This window comes from Actinocrinis sp. (assembly GCF_035946395.1).
Taxonomy (GTDB): domain Bacteria; phylum Actinomycetota; class Actinomycetes; order Streptomycetales; family Catenulisporaceae; genus Actinocrinis.
Map to the genome: position 1 here is coordinate 1 of NZ_DASYZI010000354.1, position 20,932 is coordinate 20,932.

16 protein-coding genes are annotated in these 20,932 nt (G+C 69.3%); 9 read left to right on the forward strand and 7 right to left on the reverse strand.

From position 1 onward, the window contains the following. The 3 genes from VGS97_RS21900 to VGS97_RS21910 form a co-directional block, all read right to left on the reverse strand. On the reverse strand, nt 1-1,568 hold a 1,568-nt coding region (locus VGS97_RS21900), incomplete at its 3' end, for a tetratricopeptide repeat protein (protein WP_326855492.1). Continuing rightward, on the reverse strand, nt 1,565-2,803 hold the full coding sequence (locus VGS97_RS21905) for a hypothetical protein (RefSeq protein ID WP_326855493.1): 1,239 nt from the start codon (nt 2,801-2,803) through the stop codon (nt 1,565-1,567). The genes VGS97_RS21900 and VGS97_RS21905, both read right to left, overlap by 4 nt. 494 nt (nt 2,804-3,297) lie before the next feature. Then, nucleotides 3,298-4,083 carry an AfsR/SARP family transcriptional regulator gene (locus VGS97_RS21910; RefSeq protein ID WP_326855494.1) on the reverse strand — a complete coding sequence of 262 codons (786 nt, stop codon included), beginning with the start codon at nt 4,081-4,083 and terminating at the stop codon, nt 3,298-3,300. Between the two features lie 270 nt (nt 4,084-4,353). Between VGS97_RS21910 and VGS97_RS21915 the strand changes: the two genes are divergently transcribed. From VGS97_RS21915 to VGS97_RS21940, 6 genes are all read left to right on the forward strand, one after another. After that, entirely contained in the window at nt 4,354-7,545 is a 3,192-nt protein-coding gene (locus VGS97_RS21915; protein WP_326855495.1) for an AfsR/SARP family transcriptional regulator, read from the forward strand. 119 nt (nt 7,546-7,664) lie between these two features. Further along, a complete protein-coding gene (locus VGS97_RS21920) occupies nt 7,665-8,537 on the forward strand; it encodes a hypothetical protein (protein WP_326855496.1) in 873 nt (290 codons plus the stop codon). 29 nt (nt 8,538-8,566) lie between these two features. Then, entirely contained in the window at nt 8,567-9,343 is a 777-nt protein-coding gene (locus VGS97_RS21925) for a hypothetical protein (RefSeq protein ID WP_326855497.1), read from the forward strand. 120 nt (nt 9,344-9,463) lie between these two features. Then, nucleotides 9,464-9,910 carry an NUDIX domain-containing protein gene (locus VGS97_RS21930; RefSeq protein WP_326855498.1) on the forward strand — a complete coding sequence of 149 codons (447 nt, stop codon included), beginning with the start codon at nt 9,464-9,466 and terminating at the stop codon, nt 9,908-9,910. A 213-nt stretch (nt 9,911-10,123) separates the two neighbouring features. Continuing rightward, nucleotides 10,124-10,504 (forward strand): ClpX C4-type zinc finger protein, encoded by a 381-nt coding sequence (locus VGS97_RS21935; RefSeq protein ID WP_326855499.1) that lies wholly within the window; start codon nt 10,124-10,126, stop codon nt 10,502-10,504. A 130-nt stretch (nt 10,505-10,634) separates the two neighbouring features. After that, nucleotides 10,635-12,431 (forward strand): carbohydrate-binding module family 20 domain-containing protein, encoded by a 1,797-nt coding sequence (locus VGS97_RS21940; protein WP_326855500.1) that lies wholly within the window; start codon nt 10,635-10,637, stop codon nt 12,429-12,431. 151 nt (nt 12,432-12,582) lie between these two features. Here the strand turns inward: VGS97_RS21940 and VGS97_RS21945 are convergent, their stop codons facing one another. The 4 genes from VGS97_RS21945 to VGS97_RS21960 all read right to left on the reverse strand — a co-directional run bounded on the left by VGS97_RS21945 (nt 12,583) and on the right by VGS97_RS21960 (nt 17,158). Continuing rightward, nucleotides 12,583-13,677, reverse strand: coding sequence for a GH12 family glycosyl hydrolase domain-containing protein (locus VGS97_RS21945; RefSeq protein ID WP_326855501.1), 1,095 nt, complete (start codon nt 13,675-13,677; stop codon nt 12,583-12,585). 300 nt (nt 13,678-13,977) lie between these two features. After that, the gene (locus VGS97_RS21950) at nt 13,978-14,772 is read right to left on the reverse strand and encodes a class I SAM-dependent methyltransferase (protein WP_326855502.1); all 795 of its coding nucleotides are present in this window, start codon (nt 14,770-14,772) and stop codon (nt 13,978-13,980) included. 98 nt (nt 14,773-14,870) lie between these two features. Beyond that, complete coding sequence (locus VGS97_RS21955) at nt 14,871-15,878, reverse strand: glutamate ABC transporter substrate-binding protein (protein ID WP_326855503.1); 1,008 nt, start codon at nt 15,876-15,878, stop codon at nt 14,871-14,873. Nucleotides 15,879-15,895: 17 nt separating this feature from the next. After that, nucleotides 15,896-17,158 (reverse strand): hypothetical protein, encoded by a 1,263-nt coding sequence (locus tag VGS97_RS21960; RefSeq protein ID WP_326855504.1) that lies wholly within the window; start codon nt 17,156-17,158, stop codon nt 15,896-15,898. Between the two features lie 194 nt (nt 17,159-17,352). On the opposite strand from VGS97_RS21960, the gene VGS97_RS21965 reads away from it, so the two are divergent. The 3 genes from VGS97_RS21965 to VGS97_RS21975 form a co-directional block, all read left to right on the forward strand. Next, nucleotides 17,353-20,301: a type 2 lanthipeptide synthetase LanM family protein gene (locus tag VGS97_RS21965; RefSeq protein ID WP_326855505.1), complete on the forward strand. Its 2,949-nt coding sequence runs from the start codon at nt 17,353-17,355 to the stop codon at nt 20,299-20,301. Between the two features lie 66 nt (nt 20,302-20,367). Continuing rightward, nucleotides 20,368-20,568: a DUF6229 family protein gene (locus tag VGS97_RS21970; RefSeq protein WP_326855506.1), complete on the forward strand. Its 201-nt coding sequence runs from the start codon at nt 20,368-20,370 to the stop codon at nt 20,566-20,568. A gap of 178 nt (nt 20,569-20,746) precedes the next feature. Beyond that, nucleotides 20,747-20,932 (forward strand): YciI family protein (locus tag VGS97_RS21975; protein ID WP_326855507.1); only part of this gene is annotated, 186 nt, incomplete at its 3' end.

Consider the following 20,932-nt stretch of genomic DNA (forward strand, 5'->3'; position numbering starts at 1 on the left):
TTGTGGAACAGTTCCGGGAACGGCACGCCGAGTGCCAGCGCGCGGTCGTAGTCGGCCAGCGCGCCTTCGAGGTCGCCGGCCATCCTGCGGGCGTTGCCGCGGTCGAAGTGGTATTCCTGGTGGTAGGGGTCGATCTCGACCAGTGCGTCGAGGTCGGCCATCGCCTTGTCGGCGTGCCCGAGTGCGGACAGCACCTGTGCGCGGTTGTGACGCAGTACCGACCGGTGCAGCAGGTGTTTTGACTGTTCGAGCTCGCAGTCCAGGCGGCCCAGGCCCTCGTCGACGAGCCGCAGCGCGCCGGCGAGGTCGCCCAGGTGGACATCGGCCAGGGCCAGCCCGTTGCCCATGAACACCGTGTAGAAGGCCTGGTCCGCGGGATCGTCGAGGCGTGACGCGATGGCCACCGACGTGTTGAGGTGGGCCTTGGCCAGCAGGTGGTCCTTGTTCTCGGGGCGGTTGTGGCGCGTGTAGAGCATCCCGAGGTTGTAATGCAGGATCATGACCTGCTCCGGGTGCGTCGCGTGACCCAGGGCGCGGATATACGCCGCGTGCGCCTCGTCCTGCCGGTCGAGGACGCCCAAGACCTGGCCGCGGTGGATGGCGATGTAGTACTCGGCTTCGTCGGGGTCTTCGACGGGCAGCTCTTCCAGGAGCGCGGCCATGGCGTCCTGTAGTTCGAGCGCCGCATGGTAGAGACCGACGTCCATGCAGTACTGCTCGGCTCGCATCACCGCGGGCCACGCTTTCTCCGCTCGTTCCGCCCCATTACGGCGGTGGTAGGGGAGGGCGCCCAGCGTCGGCCCGAACGCCCCGGCCGCCTCCAACTCGGCGGCTCGCCGGTCGTGGTACCGCGCGCGCAGCTCCGGGTCAAGCTCCTGATAAGCGGCCAGCTCGGCGGGCTCGTCGCCGACACCGTCGCCGTCGACGAACGCGCGGGCACGCAGCGCAAGTTCGTCAGCCGTCGGGGCGCCTGTCTCGTCATCGGCGGTCTCGGGCGGTGCGTCGCAGATGACTGCCTCGGTACGGGTTTCGAGCTGCGTCGCCAGGTCGCCGAACACGCAGCCCGCCGCGTGGCCCACGGCCAGGCGGACGATCCGCGGGTCGAGCCGGCGCAGCGCGATCGCCAGGAACTCCCGGTCGGTGTGATCGGCCTCGTGGACGGTATCGAAGAACAATGACAGCGTCCCGGCCGGTGACGCCTGCGCGAGCGCGATCAGGAGCTGCAAGATGTCGTTGCTGATCCTGCGCGTCCGCAGCGGAGAGTACCAGCGGGTGCGCTCCTGGTCCCTGGCCTGCTGCGTCAGCGTCATCGGCGCTGAACCGATCGCCGCCGCCAGGTCGGGTGCGACGCACAGGATGGCCACGCGCTTGTCGGCGACCACCTCGGGCAGCCGGCGATAGGCCTCCGGAACGAGGACGCGAAGCACCTCGCCCAGGCCGCTGTACGGGCCGCGCAGCCGACGATGGCAGTTCACTGCGACGTCCCAGGGCCCACTGCGCCGGACCGCCGCTTCGCGGATGCCGCGCTGTTCGCCGACGACTGACAGGTGGGAGACGTGCATGCTCATGACGGGCGGCCTTTCTGCCGGGCGGCGCGCAGTCGGTCCCGCGCGGCGAGCAGGAGGACGACGGCGATCTGGCTCGTGAATATGAGGACTGAGGAGGTGGCGTCCCAGAAGCCCGCGGTGGCCGAGCCGCTCCTCAGTGCGTCCCGGACCCGGGAAACGTAGTTCGAGATCAGGCCGGCGGAGCCGTACACGCCGGCGGCGAGCGCCGCCGCGACCAGGGCCGTGGCCAGCGGGCCGAACCAGCGCATGACCGCCGCGTCGTGCTCCGACGCGCTGCGTTCGGAGGCACGCTGTTCGGAGGCGCTGTGTTTGGACGTGCTGTGTTCGGACGCGCTGCGTTCCGAGTGGGACCGCGTCGGCCGCGAGCGCCACAGGGAGCGCAGGTACGCCTTGGTCAGACCATTGAGATCGGTGCTGCCCAGCAGCAGCGAGAGCAGGTGCTGGCCGTCGGTCTCCGTGAAGACCAGGAACTGCCAGGTGAACCGCAGCGCGGTGAGATAAGCGCTGGCCACGGCGATCCGGCCGAAGTACGTCAGGCCCGGGTGCGCCGCGTCGTCGGCTGCGGCGGCCAGGACGAGGACCGAGAAGACGAGTGCGTCGCAGATCATCCCGGCCGCGAACGGCAGGACCCGCTTGCGGCGCGGCAGGCTGTAGATGCCTGTCATGGTCGTCTGGAAGACGATGAAGTAGAGCCGGTGGCCGAGGCTGAGCCGGCCGGCGACGCCCCGTCGGCGCGCGGCCAGCACGTGGAACGTCTCGTGCAGCCCGATCAGCGGGAGCTCGACGGCCAGCAGGACCAGGGTGACCAGGATCAGGGAGCTGCCGAAGAAGACGTGGCCCGGCGTCGGGCGGACCGCCGGCAGGCGGATGATCGCCGCGACCGCGCCGGCGAACAGCGCCGCGTAGAGCACCCAGGCCGGGCGTGAGAACAGCGCGGCGGCCCACCGCCCCGGCCGGACCGGCGCGGGCTCGGCCCGGGGCTCGCCGGGCGCGCGCACGAATCCCAGGTCACGCAGATCCTCCAGGAACTCCTCGACGTCCAGGGTCTCCCGGTAGGTCCGCTCGTACCAGGCGACGGCCTCAGGGATCGTCGACGTGTCGAGCCGCTCCAGGAACCCGGCGCCGTCGGCGGGCATGACGGCGTACGTCTCGGTGTCCGGGCGGCCCACGAGGACCTCCTCTCCTTCGGGGACGAAGGTGAGGTGGTGCAGCAGGATGCGGTTCGGGTCGGGCACGGCGCTCGTCGTCTTCTCTCTCGCTGTCGGCGGTTCGGCGCCCGCGCGCGGAGGTGCCGCACGCGGGCTCGGCTCGTCGGCCGGATGGATCAACTAGCCGATGCGGACCTTGACGCCGATGCCGCCGCAGCTCGGGTTGTAGAGCGCGGCGCCCGTGCTGGTCAGGCGGACCGGGCCGACCTTGCGGACCTTGACCTTCTTCACGTCTGCTCCTTCGGTATGTCAGGGGCGTGCCGGAGACGGGTGTCCTCCGGCCTTGCTGCAAAGGGTGCGGATCTAGCCGATGCGGACGGTGATACCGCCGCCGCCACAGCTCGCGTTGTAGAGCGCGGCGCCCGCGCTGGTGAGGCGGACTGGGCCGACCTTGCGGACCTTGACCTTCTTCATGTCTGCTCCTTCGGTACTTGAGATGCGCGCCGGAGGCGGGGGTCCTCCAGCCTTATTCCAAGGGTGCTGATCCGCTGTTGCAGCCGGGCGGGAACCGCGAGTGGAAGTCAGTGTGGAAGTCGCGCCACCGATCGCGGCAGCCGCGCCTCGGCCGCCGCGTGGTCGCGGTCGTGGGCACGGATCCGGCGGCCGAGCTGTACCAGCCGGTCGTCGGGTCCGATCCCGAGCGACCGGCCCAGCCTGTCGACGGCGTGCTGGTAGGAAGACAGCGCGTCGGCGCGCCGTCCGCAGCGGTGCAGTGCCAGCACGTGCAGACCGATCACGTCCTCGTCGACCGGATAGTCGACCAGCCACTCGGCCAGCAGGTCCAGCGCCTCCTCGACGCGGTCGAGGTCCAGCAGGCAGCGCGCGAGCAGCACCCGCGCGTCCCGCCGCTCGCGCTCCAGCTGGTCGCGGAACAGTTCGGCCCAGGGCCCGGTGAGCCCGGCGACGGCCGGGCCGCGCCACTGCGCCAGGCCGTCCACGATGAACCGGCAGGCCGCGCCGAGTGAGCCGTCGGCCAGTGCCGCACGCCCTTGCGCGACCGCGTTGCGGAACCGGTGCATGTCCACCTGCTCGGCCCGCGCCGCGAGCAGGTAGCCCCCGTCCCGGGAGACGAGGCCGACGCCGTGGGGCTCCAGCGCGGCCCGGAGCCGGCCCACGTACTTGTACCGCACGGACGTGCCGGGTACCCGGTCGCCCCACACGCGGTCCACCAGGGCCTCCCGGCTGACCGGCGTCCCCGGCACGCGCAGCAGCACCGCCAGGACGCACCGTACCTTCGCCGAGCCGAGCGCGACGACATTGCCGCCGCCCGCCCACGCCTCCACCGGGCCGAGGATGCCGAACTCCACGGGCTCTGTCCTCCTCGAATCGACGGCGTCGCGATCGGGCGCGGCGACGGACGAGCGTCCGACCTGGCGTCTCCAGCGTGTGAAGCCAGGAGGCTGCGATAGGAGGGGAAACGGCCGGTTTCCGTACCCTGCGACGCCCACGGTCTAGAGTTGGGCGGGTGCGTCACACTTCCGTCACAGTCGCCTGACGAGGCGGGGGCGGACCGGGCAGCCGGCGTGGGACGCGGGGCGGGAAGGGCAGGGAGTATGTGGTTTGAGATCCTCGGTCCGATGCGTGTCGTCGACCGGGACGTGACGCGGTCGGTGGCGGGGGTGCGGCAGCGTACTGTGCTGGGCATGTTGCTGGCGCACGCCAATCAGCCGGTGCCGGGGGAGCAGTTGGCTGAGATCGTGTGGGACGGCGTGCCGCCGCCCGGCGCCGTGGCCACGCTGCGCACCTACGTGATGCGGCTGCGCCAGGGCCTCGGAGCGCGGGTGGCGTCACGGGTGGTGACGCGGGATCTGGGCTATCTCATCGAGATCGACGAGAACGAACTGGACGCCCTGGTCTTCGCGGCCCTGTGCCGCGCCACCGGTGCCGCCGTCCGCGCGTACGCCTGGGCCGACGCTTCCGCCGCCGCGGCCCGGGCGCTGGCCCTGTGGCGCGGCACGCCCCTGATCGACGCGCCGAGCCAAGCGCTGCACGAGCAGTGGCTGCCACGCCTGGAACGGGACCGCCTCCAGGTCGTGGAGTGGCGCATCGAGGCCGAACTGAACCTCGGACACGCCGAGCACCTGGTGCCGCAGTTGCGCGAACAGACGGCCCGGCACCCGTTGCGCGAGCGCTTCCACGCCCAGCTCATGGCCGCCCTGGCGCTGACCGGTCGGCGGGCCGAGGCGCTGGCGGCCTATCGGGACGCGCGCAACGTGCTGATCGACGAACTGGGCGTCGAACCCGGGCCCGAGCTACAGGACCTGCACGAACGCATCCTCGCCGCGGACGGCGTCCCGTTCGTCCTGCCGGACGCCGATGGGAGTGGCGCGGCAGGACCGGGAACAGGACCGACGACAGGACCGCGGACGGCACCGGGAACGGACGCGCCCTCGATTCCCCGTCAGCTTCCGTCGGCGGCACGGTATTTCACCGGCCGGCAGGCCGAATCGGACCTGGTCACCGGACTGCTGGAACAGGCGAGCGCGACCGGGGGCACCGTGGTGATCTCAGCGATCGACGGGATGGCCGGGATCGGGAAGACCGCGCTCGCGGTCCACGCCGCGCACCGGTTGGCGCAGAAGTTCCCCGACGGACAGCTCTTCGCCGACCTTCACGGCTACACCCGGGGCCATGAGCCGAGGACGGCAGGTGAAGTGCTGGACTGGTTCCTGCGCACCCTGGGCGTACCGGCCGAGCGGATTCCGAAGGATGTGGAGGAGCGCGCCGCGCTCTACCGGCAGCGTCTGGCCGATTCCAGAACCCTGATCGTGCTGGACAATGCCGTCAGCGAGGCGCAGGTCCGCCCGCTGCTGCCCGGCGGCGCCGGATGCCTGGTGCTGGTCACCAGCCGCCGACGGCTGCGGGGCCTGGACGACACTCACATCCTGTCGCTGGATGTGCTGCCGCAGGCGGACGCGGTCGCGCTGCTGCGCGCCATGGCCGGTCCGGATCGCTTCCCGGCGGCTGACCCCGTCGCGGTCCGGATCGCCGAGCTGTGCGGGTCGCTGCCCCTCGCGCTGCGCATCGCCGCCTCGCTGCTGCGCCACCGTCCCGCCTGGAGCTTGGAGCACTTGGCCGAACTGCTGCGCGACCGTCGGTGGCTCGTCACGACGCTCTCGGACGGGGAGCGCGACCTGGGTACCGTATTCGACCTCTCATATGACGGCCTCGACGAGGCTCGCCGGCTGCTCTTCCGCCGGATCGGGACGATCCCCGGCCCGGATTTCGACGCGCACGCCGCCGCAGCCCTGACCGGTACCGAACCGGCCGCCGCCGCCGGCCTGCTGGAGGACCTGGTCGACCAGAGCCTGCTCACCACGTACGCCCCGGGCCGCTACCGGTTGCACGATCTGCTGCGTGCCCACGCACACGCCTTGGCCGACCAGGACCCCGCCGCCGACCGCCAGATCGCCCTGGACCGGCTGCTTGACCACTACCTGCGCACCGCCGACCGCGCCGACGCCCTGATCGCCCGCTACCCCCGGCCCGCAGCCGACGCAGCCGACGGCGAGCCACCGGCGCACGCCCTCGCTCTCGCCGACCCCGCGGCAGCGTGGACGTGGCTGCGCGCCGAGCGGGCCAACCTGCTCGCCGTTCTGCGGCACACCGCTGTTTACGCGGATCACCGTCGCACCGTCGCGCTCACCGCCTCACTGGCCACCCTGCTGCGCACCGACGGTCCGTGGGCCGACGCAGTCGCCCTGCACGGCACCGCCGCAGAGCTCGCCGAACGCCTCGGCGACCGCCCAGGCCGAGCCCGCGCCCTGATACATTCCGGGCACGCGCGGTTCATGGTCGGCGATCTGTCCGCAGCGAGTCGCGACCTCCATGAGGCCCTCGCGCTGTACCGCGATCTGGACGACCGGCTCGGTCAGGCCAACGCGCTGACTTACCTCGGAGGCGTGCACAGACTCACCGGTGACAACCCGGGCGCAGTACATGCCCTGGAAGAGGCACTACGGCTCTTCCGTGATCTGGGCAATGCGCGTGGTCAGGCCAATGCCCTGAACGTGCTGGGGCAGACGCGGATGGGAATCGGGGACGCGCCGGGCGCGGTGCACGATCTGCACGAGGCCCTGCACCTGCACCGTGAACTGGGCGATCAACGGGGTGAAGCCGCCATCCTCAGCCAGCTGGGATATGCGCGCTCGATGATCGGCGACTATCCGGGCGCGGTGCGTGATCTGAGCGAGGCGCTGCGGCTGTTCCGTGATCTGGGCAACCTGCCCGGTCAGGTCGCCACCCTGGGCATGCTCGGGCACGTACGGGGACTGACCCATGACTACGTCGGCGCGATCCGCGACTCGCAGGACGGCCTGCAACTCGGCCGTGATCTGGGTGATCTGCCGAACCAGGTCACGATCCTGGGCCAGCTGGGCAACCTGCGACGGGCGACCGGTGACTACGCCGGCGCGGCTCGCGATCTTGAAGAGGCCCTGGACCTGTGCCGGCGTATCGGCGCCCGCGGGAACGAGGCACCGATGCTGAACCTCTATGCCGCGCTGCTCGCCGAGACCGGCGAGCACACCCGTGCCGAGGCCCTGCACCGGGACGCATTGGACCTGGCCCGCCAGACTCACAATTTCGACGAGGAGGCCCGTGCGCTGGAAGGCATCGGCGAGTGTCACCTGTACGCGGGCGACATACAGGCCGGTACCGCACACCTCGAACAAGCCCTGGACATCTTCGATCGCCTCGCCCTGCGACCCGACGCCGACCGCGTCCAAACCCGCCTGGCCAAATCCGAATCCGCGGCGTCGCAGACGTAGATCTCCCGAAAGCGCAATCCACAACCGAGTCTGTGCCTTTGCCGGTGATCGAGGCCAGGGCTCTGGCATAGTCGTATGAAGCTGCACAACAGGATGTATGACGAGCGAAGAAGGCCTACATGAGGTCACTTGCCGTGACACCCACACTCGTCATCGTCGGAGTCAACCGCAGCGGAACCACCGCACTCGCGCACTCGTTGCTGAACCACCCTCATGTCGAGCTCTTCAAAGATCCCGGCAAATACACTTTCGAATCGACTGGGGTGGCGGACTTCTCCCACTTCTATCAGGATCCGCTCAGTACGACGACCAGGGTGCGAGTCATCAAGCAGAGTATCGGCCAGTACACGCCGGAACTGTGCACGATCCCGATCTATCCTGTCGGAGTCGAGAGGCCGCGGTTCATACGGGAGTTGCATCATCTCTTCCTCGTGCGCGAACCACGTGATATCTGGTCCTCGTGGCAGGCCATGACGACGTGGCTTCAGACCACGAGCGACCCGGAAGTGAGATCGGCCTGGGCGGGAATAACGCGCGATCATGGGATCCCCGTCGGCTGGGGCAGTCTTGGAATGCTCCATTTGGCGGTCTCGTATTTCAGGGAGCTGTTTGAGCACATAAGCTCGATTTCACCGGCCACCACCTATCTGGCGACATACGATGATCTTCAGGACAGCGACCGGGCCGCCAGGTTGCTGCACACGCTTTGCGAGAGGCTGGGCCTCGACTTCCGGCCGGAGATGATCGACTGGAAAATCAGATTCGGCGATGATCCGGAAGGCAGGATGGTCGACGGATTTCGTCGGCCGCTGAACGATCCGCAGAGAATCTATATTCACCGGAAGATCCGCGAGAGCAGCGGTCTTGGGCTGCTCCTGCCGCAGCCGCCGGAAAACGCACACTGGCCAGACACGCCGCTGACACGTGAGCTGGACATGGCATACGCCGACCTACTAGAGCGTACGCGCAGCAACTTCAACCTCACGGACTGATCGGGCATGGGCATCAATGGGGGCATACTATGAAGACCAGGTCGGCACTCGACAAGCTCATGCTCGCTGCCGCGCTACTCGTTTCCGTATCGATATCCGTCCTCGATTTCACGGGCTCACTCGATCACTTTCCCTGGCTGAAGGACAGGGTTCCGGTCATCACGCTTCTCATCGTCGGAACGATAACGGTCGGCGCCTTCACGGATAGCGAACGATTCCTCAGGCTTGTCAAGGAGTCGAATAAGGAAGCCCAGGTCGAGCTCCTCGCGCTCCTCGGGGCGAATGGAACCGGGGCGGCCATCCTGGACAAGATCAACACCCGCTGGCAGGAGCGTGAGTCGGATGTTCACGACTTCTTCGACGATGTGTTGAGCATCAGGACGCAGCGTGCCCTCATAGATAGGCTGGCCGCCTATCAGGAGGAATTCAACTCCGGGGAGATGAGGAGCGGATCGCGCGCCAGGTTTCCGTGGGATATCACCGTGTGCGCCATGGATCTCACCGGAAAAATCCTCTACCACCCGAAGCCCGCGATCCAGGGCACAAGGCCCAACCAAACACACCATCCGACGATGTTGCAGCAAAAGAACGGCGAATGCCTCTGGATCAATCAGTACATAACCGGGCAGCTCAGGAACACGCTTCAGATCGAATCCGGTGACGAGTACAAACACGATCGCTTCTCGAAGATATACTTCCGGCACAATCGCCGCGTCGGATGCATATGCTTCATCGAGTCTCATCTCGACGTCATATACCAACTCCCCGCGCGCAGGCCGCCGGAGACACCGATCACGTCGAGCTAATTCGATTCGGTGCGGCTTAGCGTATCAAATTATGCCAATTGCCCGCTGTTACAGGATTGCGTCGATGGTGTCGCTGACGTGGTTCGGGACCGTGCGGCCCCGTCCGCCATACTGGTGCACATGACAAGCGCAAGCGGTCGCGTCGGCCCGTTGCAGCTGGTCGCCGGCGTAGTCGTCGACGGCGACCGCGTACTGATGTGCCTCAGAAGCGCCGGCCGTGCTTGGTATCCGCGCAAGTGGGACTTGGTGGGTGGTCACGTCGAGCCTGGAGAGTCCGCTGCGAAGGCGCTCGTGCGCGAAGCGCGCGAGGAGGTCGGCATCCGTCTGAGCGAGCCGCTCGGGCCCCGGCTGACGACCGTCGTCACCAAGGATGCCGAGATCGCGATATGGCTTGTCGAGGGCTGGAGCGGTGAACCGAAGAACACCGCCCCCGCCGAACACGAAGCGATCGGCTGGTTCGATCCCGGCACATTGGATCTTCTCGATCTGGCACACCCCAATTATCTGACGATCATCAAGGAAGCGCTCGCTGCTCGCCAGCGCCAGGCATCCAACTCGCATCGCTGAGCGCCTGGCATAAGCGAAGGCGTACTCCCGGCTCCAGTCGGACCCACCATGATCATGGTTGTCGCTGATCTTTCATCTGCCGCTCGTAGCGCTCTCGCGGAGTGCCGCTGGTGAGCCAGGTGCTGGAGTCTGGCTTGTCAGGCTGATCCTGACACGTTATCGTGACGGATTGTCAGGATCGGCCTGACGGAATCGATCCTACAGGAGGCTGCGATGCCCGACCCGACGACGCCGGCGGCGCAGCAGGAACCGGTGCGCTGCTCCTTCTGCTCGAAGCCGCACACCGAGGTGAAGAAGGTGGTCGCCGGTCCGGGCGTCTACATCTGCGACGAGTGCGTCGCCCTGGCCGACTCGATCATCACCGAGCACCTGGGCACGACCCACAGCCCGCGACTGCCCGAGTGGGAGATCCTCTCCGACCAGGAGATGCTCGACCGGCTTCCGCGCATGGCGCTGGTCGTGGACCAGGTCGAGAGCAGTCTGCGCGACTGGGTGCAGGAACTGCGGCGGCGCGGGACGACCTGGGCGCGGATCGGGCAGGCCTTGCAGATCAGCCGCCAGTCCGCCTGGGAACGCTTCTCCGGTGAGGAATGACCCCGGCAGCGGCCCGCGGGTCCGTGTATCCGTTTGCCGCTTTTCGGCCGCCTTATCGCGATGTACCGTCACCAGCACGTCCTGTATGAGGCATCTGCCAGCGCCATAGGGCGCTGAGATGGAGCGATGGATGATGCGCCGTCACCCCGGTAGGTCTCTCGTCGTCGCCGCTGCAATGGTCGCCGCGACGGCCGTCCCCCTCGGCCTCGTGAGCGCCGCGCCCGCGCACGCCGCCACGCTGTCGAAGGACGTCACCGCCAACCTGTTCATGTGGAACTGGACCTCGGTCTCATCGGAGTGCACGAACGTCCTCGGGCCGGACGGGTACGGGGCCGTCCAGGTCGCCCCACCCGAGGACTCGATGACCGATGCGGCGGACGGGCATCCCTGGTGGGAGATCTACCAGCCGGTCGACTACAACCTGACCAGCCGCATGGGTAACGACGCACAGTTCCAGGCGATGGTCACCGCGTGCCACCACGCGGGCGTGAAGGTGTACGTCGACGCCGTGATGAACCACATGGCCAGGCAGGACGGCAACGACACGAGCTACGGGGGCGTGAGCTACACGCCCGGGTCGTCGTACCCGGTGTACTCGTCGGCGGACTTCCACAACTACCCGAACGACTGCCCGGTCTCCTCGAACCAGATCACCGACTGGAACAACTACCAGCAGGTCACCGAGTGCGAACTCGACTCGCTGCCGGACCTGCGCACCGAGTCCACGTACGTGCGCAACACCGAGGCCGCCTACCTCAACAAGCTGATCGGCTACGGCGTGGACGGCTTCCGGCTCGACGCCGCGAAGCACATCGGCCACACCGACCTGGCCGCCCTCGAAGGGATGCTGAACAAGGACACGACGACCGGCCAGCCGGTCTACATCGTCCAGGAGGTGGCGCTCGGTAGTACGAACACCGCATTGCAGCCGGACTCCTTCGAGAACACCGGCAGCCTGATCGGCTTCGACTACGCCGACGCGATCCACACCCAGTTCACCAGCGGCGGCGCCCTCGCCAACTTCGGCGGCTTCGCCTCGTGGAGCCTGATCCCGGGCGCGTACTCGTCCACCTTCGTGAACAACCACGACACCGAGCGCGACGGTTCGAACCTCAGCTACAAGAACGGCGCCGTCTACCCGCTGGCGACCGAGTTCCTGCTCGCCTGGGGCTTCGGGACGCCGCAGGTGTACGGGAGCTTCACCTGGAACAACACCAACGACTCGCCGCCCGCGGACGGCAACGGATACGTGACCAACACCAACTGCTCCAGCGGCTGGTACTGCACCGACCGGATCACGGGCGTGGCGAACATGGTCGGCTGGCACAACCTGGCGCTGACGAACAACGACCCGGTGGCCAACTGGTACACCGACGGCACGAACCTGATCGCGTTCTCCCGCGGCCCCGACGCCTGGATCGCACTCAACAACGAGTCGTCCTCGCAGACGCGCACCTTCACCACTGGCCTACCCGACGGAACGTACTGCGACATCATCCACGGCTCGGTGTCCGGCACGACGTGCACGGGTCCGACCGTGTCCGTCTCCGGCAACCGCGCGACGGTCACGGTACCGGCGACCGACGCGGTCGCGATCGACCGCAACAGCCGGGTGCCCTCGGCGCCCGCGACGACGTTCACGGTCAACGTCAACGCGAACGTGACGACGGTCTACGGCCAGAACGTTTACCTCGTCGGTTCGATCCCGGCGCTCGGCAGCTGGAACACGGCGAACGCCGTCGCGCTCTCCTCGCAGAACTACCCCTACTGGACCGCAGCGATCAGCGTGCCGACGAACACTTACTTCGAGTACAAGTACATCAAGATCGACGGGAGCGGAACAGTCACCTGGGAAAGCGGCAACAACCGCTTCTACACGACGGGCTCGTCGGGCTCGATCACCTTCAACGACACCTGGCACTCATGATCCGGCCCTGACCTGATTCGTACTGGCCTGATCCGCAGTGGCCTGATCCGTACTGACCTGGTCCGGCTCTCAAACATGCCCTAAACGCCGGCCAGACGGCCCCGGTTCCAGCCCGAACGCCGGAACCGGGGCCGTGGTATGTGCCTGCGGATCACTTACAGGTCACGCTGGACGGTGAGCCGCTGGACCCGTTGGCGTTGAAGCCCACTGAGACCGAGGCTCCGGGTTGGATCGTCCCGTCGTAAGGGGTGTTGGTCACGGTGACGTTCGCGCCGGACTGCGTGAAGGTCCCGTTCCAGAGGCTGGTGATCTGCTGGCTGCCGGGGAACGTCCAGGTCAGCGTCCAGCCGTTCACCGGGCTGTTGCCGGTGTCGGTGATGGTGACCTGCCCCTGGAAGCCGCCGGACCAGGACGACGGGATCGAGTAGGCCGCCGAGCAGGACGCCGGGGCGGGCGCGGAGCCGTTGATGTTCACCCCGAAGGAGTTGGTGGCCAGGCCGCCGCCGCCCTGCCAGAGCTCGAAGCCCGCCTCGACATCGATGAGGTACCACGAGCTCTTCGTGTAGCCGCGGCTGACCGCGTCCTGCGCGAGCGGGCCGAGGTCGAGGCCGCTGACCGACGTGGTGCCGGTGGTCATCGTGTAGGACACCGTGTCGAAGGAGCCCTGCGAGCCCTCCCACACGTTGTAGCTGCGGCCGCCGATACTGACGTTGCTGGCGACCTGCGAGCCGAACGGCTGGACGGGGCCGTTGTGGTTGAGCCAGACCATCAGCTCGGTGCCGTTGGGCTGCCCGGTCGTGGTGGGCGTCTGGTTGAACCAGATGTCGTACGCGACGTCGTAGGCGCCGGTGCCGGGCTGGCTGGTGCTCCAGCTCGTGGTGACCTTGCCGCCGCCGGTCAGGCTGGAGACCGGGACCGGGGTCGCCGTCAGCCCGCCGGAGGTGCAGGTGCCCCAGTGGCAGCCCTGGTAGATGGACGGGTAACCGCCGGGCGCGCCGTTGGTCGCGTTGTTGATCGCCGAGTTGGCGATCGTGAAGCCGGCGCTGCCGGTCGTGGTGATGCATTCGGACGCGCCGGAGCCCCACTCGTTGTTCTGCACGTTGTACACGCCGCCGGCCACCGGCGCGCTCTGCATCTGGCACAGCTGCGTGGTGGCCGCCTGCGCGCCCGACGGCGCCAGAGCCACCAAGGCGCCGCTGACCAGCACGGCTGTCGCCAGGCCGGCCGCCCTCCTGTTCCAGGCCATGGCAGGACCTCCTTCCGTAGGTGATGACGGCGTCAAAGTACGGCGGGGTAGCGTGCGTAGCCACGAGTCGTGCGCCGGGTGGGCGGGTCTCGCAGGTCAGGCCCGGATGTGCGCGCAAGGGTAGTGAAAGGTTCAACTTTGTGCGAATGGGAGAGTACGAACAAAGGTAAGAGGCGAGAGGCGAGTCGTATCCCTTTCGGCCTCGGGGATCGTCGCCTGCCGACCGATCAATAAGAGGGCTGTTTTAATGATCGGCGAGGCGGCCGGGGACGGTCACGGTGCCCGGTCGTGGCCGTCTGGTCAGTTTGCTGTTTTGCGGCCCACGAGGTGGAAGACGCGGCTGAGCCGGCGGTACGGATCTCGGCGGCCGGCTTCGAGTTCGACGGCGGCCGCGGCCGTCAGTTGCTTCTCGTCGCGGGGGTCCAGGTCGGCTCCGCTGAAATCGAGCCAGTCGACGAACAGCCAGACTCCGTACCAGCGCAGCGGATCCACGCCGCGACCGCGCAGGAGATCGCTGAGCTCGTCGACCGTGTGGGCCTGAGTGGGCAGGCCCAACACGCCGATCTCGCGCTTGGCGTCGAACGACGCCAAAGCGTCGTCCCAGCGCCGTTCGAGGGCCGGGCGCACCGCTGCGGCGTCGGCGTTGCCCGCCATGATCGAGACGATGCCACCGGCGGCAGCGCACTGACACAACTGGTCGACCACCGGGCCGGGCCGTTCGAGGTACCCGAGGACGCCATGGCACAACACGGCGTCGAAACGCCGGCCGTGCACCGCCTCGTCGGCGTTCTCGCCGTCGGCCTGCACGAACGTCACTCGCCGCTGGACCTCGGCGGGCAACCGCTGGAGCCGCTGCCGCGCCTTGCCGAGCATCGCGGGCGACGGGTCGAGCAACGTCACGTCGTAACCGGCTTGGGCCAGCGGAAAGGACTGGTGGCCCGCGCCGCCGCCGACGTCGAGCACTGAGGCAGGAGGCGGCGGCAGATGCTCCAGCAGTTGCCGGTGCATCACGTACGTGCGCACCCGCCCCTTCACGGAGGCGTAGGCCCCGTCGGCGAAGCGGTCGGCCAGGTCGGCCCAGATGTCATCGGCCACGACGTCACGATACTGGCCGGTAGGGGCTGTTCCCCGGGCTGACCGACGTGGCTTCGATCACTTCAGCGCCGCCCTGCGCGTCACCTCAGTCTCAAGTCTCAGTCGCGATAGACGGCGGCTGGGGGCGGGGGAGCGGTGCCGCCGAGCCGGCCGGGCCACTTCGTGTAGAGCGCGGCCCAGCCTCCGTCGGCACGCAGCTGGTCCAGCACCCCGTTGACGAAACGCACCAGATCCTGGTTGCCCTGGGAGACGCCGATGCCGTAGGGCTCGGCCTCCAGGGCCGGCCCGACGATGTGCGTCTGGGGGTCTTGGGCGGCGAGGCCGGCCAGGATCGCGTCATCGGTGGAGATGGCGTCGACCTCGCCTTCCTGCAACAGGATCAGGCAGTCGGTGATGCCCGGCGCGGCGATCGGGACGGGGTGCGAGGAGGCGCGCGCGACCGTGGCGATCGACGTCGAGCCGGACTGCGCGCACACCTTCTTGCCGCCCAGGTCGGCCAGCGACTGGTACGTGGTGTCCTTGTCGACCAGGACCCGCTGAGTGGCGGCGTAGTACTCGGTGGAGAAGTCGATCTGCTGCCAGCGGGCGCAGTTCTCGGTCATGGTGTCGGCGACCAGGTCCACCGAATTGTTCTTCAGGTCCGGGATGCGCTGGTCGTTGCCGATGACCTTGAGCTGGAGGTGCCCGGCGGCGCTGCCGAAGATGGCCGTGGCGACGGCGGAGGCGATGTCGATGTCGAACCCTTCGACCTGCCCGTCGCTCGCGTTGAGGTAGCCGAACAGGTACGTGTTCTCGTCGACGCCCACGATCAGCTTGCCGCGCGCGTAGATATGGGCCATGGTCGAGTTGAACGGCATGGTGCCCGGCGCGGGCATTGCCGCAGGGGGACGGTACGAGGCGACGGGGTCGCAGCCCTGCGGCGCCGCGGCGCCGGGGGAGGCGGTCGGCGCGGCGTACGTCGACACACCGGCCGGGAGGGGCGGCGGCGCGGGCACGTTCTGGCCGATGACGACGAGCGGGGCGCCGCCGATGGCGCACGCGGCGGTCAGCAACACGGCGACCAGTGTGATCGCCAGCCTGGTGGGGGCCACGGTCCTCTCTTTCATTGCGCGCCTGCCGCTCGTCACCGGTACTCCGCCAGCCGCCGGTTGACGCCGTAGCCCGCGGCGGCCGCGGCCAGGATCCCGGCGGCGACCAGGCCGGCCAGCAGTCCGTCGAGCGCGGATGCCGCGCTGTTCGAGTCGTCGGCGAAGGCGTGCTGCGAGTTGGTCATCTCCGCGTTCAAGTTGTCCGCGATGCCTGCGGCGTCGGTGGATCCCGTGCCGAGCGCCGTGGCGACGGCGGACCGGTAGTCACCGGCGGCGACCGCGCTGCGCACCTGGCCGTCCGCCTTCGACCAGCCGAGCAGACGCGCGGCGACATCGGCGAGCTTTGACGTGCTCGTACCGGCGCCGCCGGACTGGAGAGCGGTCGTCGCGGTCTTCAGCTGCGCGGTGAAGTCGTCTGCGTAGGCGCCGTTGTCGCTGCCGTGCGCGATGAGCATCAACGCCTCGTCGGCGTGGGCCTGGATCGCGGCGTCCGCCACGGTGGCGAGCGTCTGGACGCGGGTCGCCTGGTCGCGTGCGTTGTCGAGATCGGAGCGGTGCGCCCCGAGGGCCGCGAGCGTCCACACCGTCGCGACGGCCAGTACGCCGGTGGCGGCGAGGAGACCGGGGTTGAAGACCCGGTGGGTGCGCCGGGCGATCTGCCGCTGCGCCGCGACGAGCAGCGCCAGAGTGATCACCAGCCAGAACGTCAGCAACCACGGCACACCGGTCGCCCCGGCCTTGATCGTGCTCACGGTGGACAGCTCGGCGCGATAGGCGGCGAGCGTGTCGGGCAGCAGCGTGGAGCGCATCAGCGTCGAAGCCTCGCGCAGGTACGCCGTGCCGATCGGCTGCGGCGTGCTCACCAGGCGGTTGTCGGCCTGGGCCGTGGCCACCAGCGCGGTGTAGACCGGAATCTGCGCGGCGATCACCGCGAGCTGCGTGGAGACCGCGTCGTTGCCGCCGCCGACCGCGCGCTGCGCCGACGCCAGCGACGACTCGGCACGCGCGATGTCGGAGTCGTACTCGTCGCGCAGCGCAGTGCCGATCACGCTGCCGGACAGGTACGCGGCGGCGGCCGTGGCGTCCGCGTCGTCGAGCGCCGTGTACAGCTGCTGCAAATCGACGGCCAAGGGCTCGGCCTGCGCGGCGAACTGGTTCGTCGCCGATGAGCGGGACGCGATCGCCACGCCCCCGACGACACCGAACACCACCGTGAGCGCCAGGCACGCGCCGAGCAGCCCCCGCAGCACGCCGCGATTGGTGCGCGGGACGGCCGGCGTCCACCCGGCGACTTTCACAGGGCGCTGACTCGTTTGCGTTCCGGCTGCGCCACCGACCACGTGTTTTCCTCCCCGACATCGGCGCGTTACCGTGAATTCAGTCACCGTACCATCGCAGGACGCGCCAACGCGGGGTGTTCGGCCCTGGATCCAGCCTATTGCACCGCGCGGCGCCAGGGTAACCGGCCGCGCTGCGCGGGTATGGAAGAGGCATGATTCAACCGGGACCCGGCGTCACAGGGAGCGATTTCACCGAGTCGTTGGCGTGTCTGGTCGAGCCGGTCCTAGACGGGCTCGCCGCCGACCTGGCGTCAGTGCCCGGATTGGGCGCTGCGGAGCGGGAGGCGATACGGCAGGGCGCCGGCGCGGCGCTCTACGAGACCGCGCACCGCAAGCTGTGCCGCACGCTGGTGCTTGAGCTGAACGCGGCGCGCGAGTCCGGGCAACTGTACGCGCAGGACTCTGAGGGCCGGTGGGCCGAGTTCATCGCCATGTCGGCGAGCAGGCGGTACTGGGAATCGCTGGCCGTGCACTACCCCACGATGCTGGGGCGCGTTGACGCGATGCTGGCGAATCGGCGCGCGGCGGCACTGGCGCTGGGGCGGCGGTTGGCCGCCGATCGCAGCGCGCTGACTGCTCTGGCGGCGGCAGCGGAACGCGGGGACGAAGCCGCAGCAGGCGGGGGCGGCGCTCTCGGGGATCTGGTGGAGGCGCGGTTCGGGGCCGGAGACAGCCACCGTGGCGGGCAGAGCGTCGTGCTGCTGCGGTTCGCCGGTGGACAGGCGGTGTACAAGCCGCGCTCGGTCCAGGTCGACCGGGTGCTGGACGGCGTGCTGAGGGAGGTCTTCGGCGACGAACCGGAGCGGATTCGCGTTCCGGCGGTGGTGGTCGCCCGGGACGCAGGCGGCGGACATGCCGGCCACGGGTCGGAATACGGGTGGGCACAGTACGCGGAGCATCGGTACTGCGAGGACGATGCGCAGCTCGCGCGCTTCTACCGCGGGATCGGGCACTGGCTCGCGCTGATGCAGTTGCTGGGCGGCAGCGACCTGCACGCGGAGAACGTCATCGCGAACGGCCCGGTGCCGGTCGTCGTGGACTGCGAAACCCTGTTCACCCCGGTCCTGCCGCCGCCGCCCTCCGGTCTCGGTCTCGCGGTGGACCGGGCGGCCGCGCTGGTCGAGGGAACGGTCCTGCGCACCGGCATCCTGCCCAACCGCGGAATCGCGCTGGGCTGGCGCGGCGTGGACTCCTCCGCGGTCGGCTCCCTGCCGGGGCAGCAGCCCGTCGCCGAACGTCCGGTGCTGCTCGACGGCGGCACCGACCGGGCGCGGATCGGTTCGCAGCCGGTCGGCGTCGGTGGCGTCGTCGCCAGCCATCCGAGCGAGCAGCCGTCGCTCGCCGCGTACTGGAACCGGGTCCTGGACGGGTACGGCGAGGCGAGCGAGCGGCTGCGGGCCATGGATCGCGACGGCGTGCTGGCTCCGCTGGTCGCGCGGTTCGCACACTGCCAGGTGCGTGCCGTGTTGCGCGGTACCGAGACGTACGCCGAGATCGGCAGGATGCTGTGGCACCCGGTCTCGCTGCACGATCCGCAGACCGCCGTCGATCGCGCGGCGCTGCTGATGACGAAGATGGCCGAGTCGCTGCCGGGGGCGCCGGACGACCCGCGCGTGGTCGAGGCCGAAGTGGCCGAACTGCTCGTCGGCGACGTCCCGTACTTCGCGACCACGCCGACGCGCGGGCGGCTGACCGGCCCGGCCGGTCTCGGCTGGCTGCCCGAACGCGATCTGGTGGCCGAGGTGCTCGCGCGCTGGCGCGGTGTGGACGCGGAACTGGACCGTCGTGTCATCGGGGCCGCGCTGGTCACCGCGTACCTCAACGAGGGTGCGCCCTCCGGCGGAGCGCAGATGTTGTCCGGCCCGCTCGGCACCGCCGACTTGGACCGGCGCCGCCGTACGCTGGCCGCGGATCTTCTGACACGCGTGCGTGACAGTGCGCTGCACGCCGAGGACGGCACGGTGACGTGGATCGCGCCCGTGCTCGACCTGACCGGGTGGGGTGTGCAGCCGCTCGGGCAGGACATGTACGGCGGACTGGCCGGTGTCGCCGTGCTGCTCGCGGCGTACCGGCACGAAACCGCGGCGGGCAGGGCGGATCCGGTGGACGGCCTCGCGCCGCTGCTGGACGCGACGCTGCGCACCATCCGCGCCGCCGAGGACTTCGCCGACCGGAATCGCACGAGCGAACTGCGGTTGCGCCCGGCGCCGCCGGGCGGCTACCTGGGGCTCGGATCGCAGATGTGGAGCTGGCTGACGCTGCATCATCTGGGCGCGGCGCCCGACGGCGTGGATCGCGCCGCGGCGTTGGCCGCCGGCGTGCTGGAAGAAGCCGTCGCCGAAGACGAGGAGAACGACCTGCTCGTCGGCTCGTCGGGCGCGATCGTGCCCCTGTTGCTGCTGGCCGAGGCCGCCGGAGAGAAGCGCTGGCTGCGTCAGGCGGCCGTTGCCGGCGACCGGCTCGTCGAGCGGGCGCGGCGGCGTGACGGGCGCGCGTACTGGGTCTGCACGCGCTGGCCGCGCGGCATGGGAGGGTTCGCACACGGCGCGACCGGGATCGGCTGGGCCCTGGCCAGGTTGGCACTCGCGACCGGCACGCAGCAGTACGCCGACGTCGCGCAGGAGGCGTTCGCGTTCGAAGAGGCGCTGTGGGACGAGGGCCAGGCGGGGTGGCTCGATCTGCGCGAGCCGGGGCAGACGGTGGCCGCGTGGTGCCACGGCGCCGTGGGCATCGGGCTCGCCGCCGCGGACCTGGAGCGGCGCGGTTGGCCGGCGCCGCGCCGGCCGGTGCTCGACCGTGCCGTGGCGGCGACCGCGCGGCAGGGCTTCGGCTGGAATCACACGCTGTGCCATGGGGATCTCGGCGGCTGGGAAGTGGTCGCGGCGACCACACCCGAGGCCGGGCGTGCCGAACTCGACGCACGCATTCTCGGCAGCGTGGAGACCAACGGCCCGGTGAGCGGGATGGCCCGCGACGCGTTCTCGCCGGGCCTGCTCGGCGGTCTCGGCGGAGTCGCGTACCAGCTCCTGCGCATGCACGGTGACAGCGCCCTGCCCTCGCCGCTGACCCTTGGCGAACCGGACACTCGGCGCTATAGGTAAAAAGAGCCCTTATACGCCGGGCGTCGTCCGGCGCGGCCCTCCATTCCGCTTTTTGGGGAGGCACCCTTGCACACGTTTACGCACGAGAGCACCGAGACGGTCGCCGCACGCTGGCGCAGCGGCACGGACGTGGACAGCCCGGCCGGCCCGCTCTACACCGCGGGCAAGTTCGCCGAAGCCGACATCGCCGCGCCCGGACGGGCGATCACCCGCCTCTCCTGCTTCGCGCGCACCGCCTGTACGGCGCAAGGCAGCCTGTGCTGCTGACGCACTGACGCTGTCGCCGCAGCGTGCCGGTCAGTACGGGCCGGTACGCCGCGGCGACACTACGTCACCGCGTCAGAGCCCGCCGCTGGATGGAAGGGGCGGGAGTTCGCGTCGCTCGTCGGGATGCGTCACTGCGTCACTGTGCGATCGCGTCGGAGCCCGCCGTTAGCCTTCGGGTATGGACTTCGATCGAATCACCGTCGCCCTGCTGGTGCTCAGGGACGACGCGCCCGTGCTCGGCGACGAGGCCGAAGCGGCGCTCCAGGATGCGCACATGGCCTACCTCGCGCAGTTGCATGCCGACGGCCACCTCGTAGCGGCCGGCCCACTGCTCGGCGCGGCGGACGAGCCGTTGCGCGGGCTG

Bases quoted from the DNA above. Each gene is read 5' to 3' on its own strand.
- VGS97_RS21945 (WP_326855501.1), bottom strand. From the start codon at position 13,677: ATGGCCTGGAACAGGAGGGCGGCCGGCCTGGCGACAGCCGTGCTGGTC.
- VGS97_RS21925 (WP_326855497.1), top strand. From the start codon at position 8,567: ATGAAGACCAGGTCGGCACTCGACAAGCTCATGCTCGCTGCCGCGCTA.
- VGS97_RS21965 (WP_326855505.1), top strand. From the start codon at position 17,353: ATGATTCAACCGGGACCCGGCGTCACAGGGAGCGATTTCACCGAGTCG.
- VGS97_RS21940 (WP_326855500.1), top strand. From the start codon at position 10,635: ATGATGCGCCGTCACCCCGGTAGGTCTCTCGTCGTCGCCGCTGCAATG.
- VGS97_RS21920 (WP_326855496.1), top strand. From the start codon at position 7,665: ATGAGGTCACTTGCCGTGACACCCACACTCGTCATCGTCGGAGTCAAC.
- VGS97_RS21955 (WP_326855503.1), bottom strand. From the start codon at position 15,878: ATGAAAGAGAGGACCGTGGCCCCCACCAGGCTGGCGATCACACTGGTC.
- VGS97_RS21930 (WP_326855498.1), top strand. From the start codon at position 9,464: ATGACAAGCGCAAGCGGTCGCGTCGGCCCGTTGCAGCTGGTCGCCGGC.
- VGS97_RS21935 (WP_326855499.1), top strand. From the start codon at position 10,124: ATGCCCGACCCGACGACGCCGGCGGCGCAGCAGGAACCGGTGCGCTGC.
- VGS97_RS21915 (WP_326855495.1), top strand. From the start codon at position 4,354: ATGCGTGTCGTCGACCGGGACGTGACGCGGTCGGTGGCGGGGGTGCGG.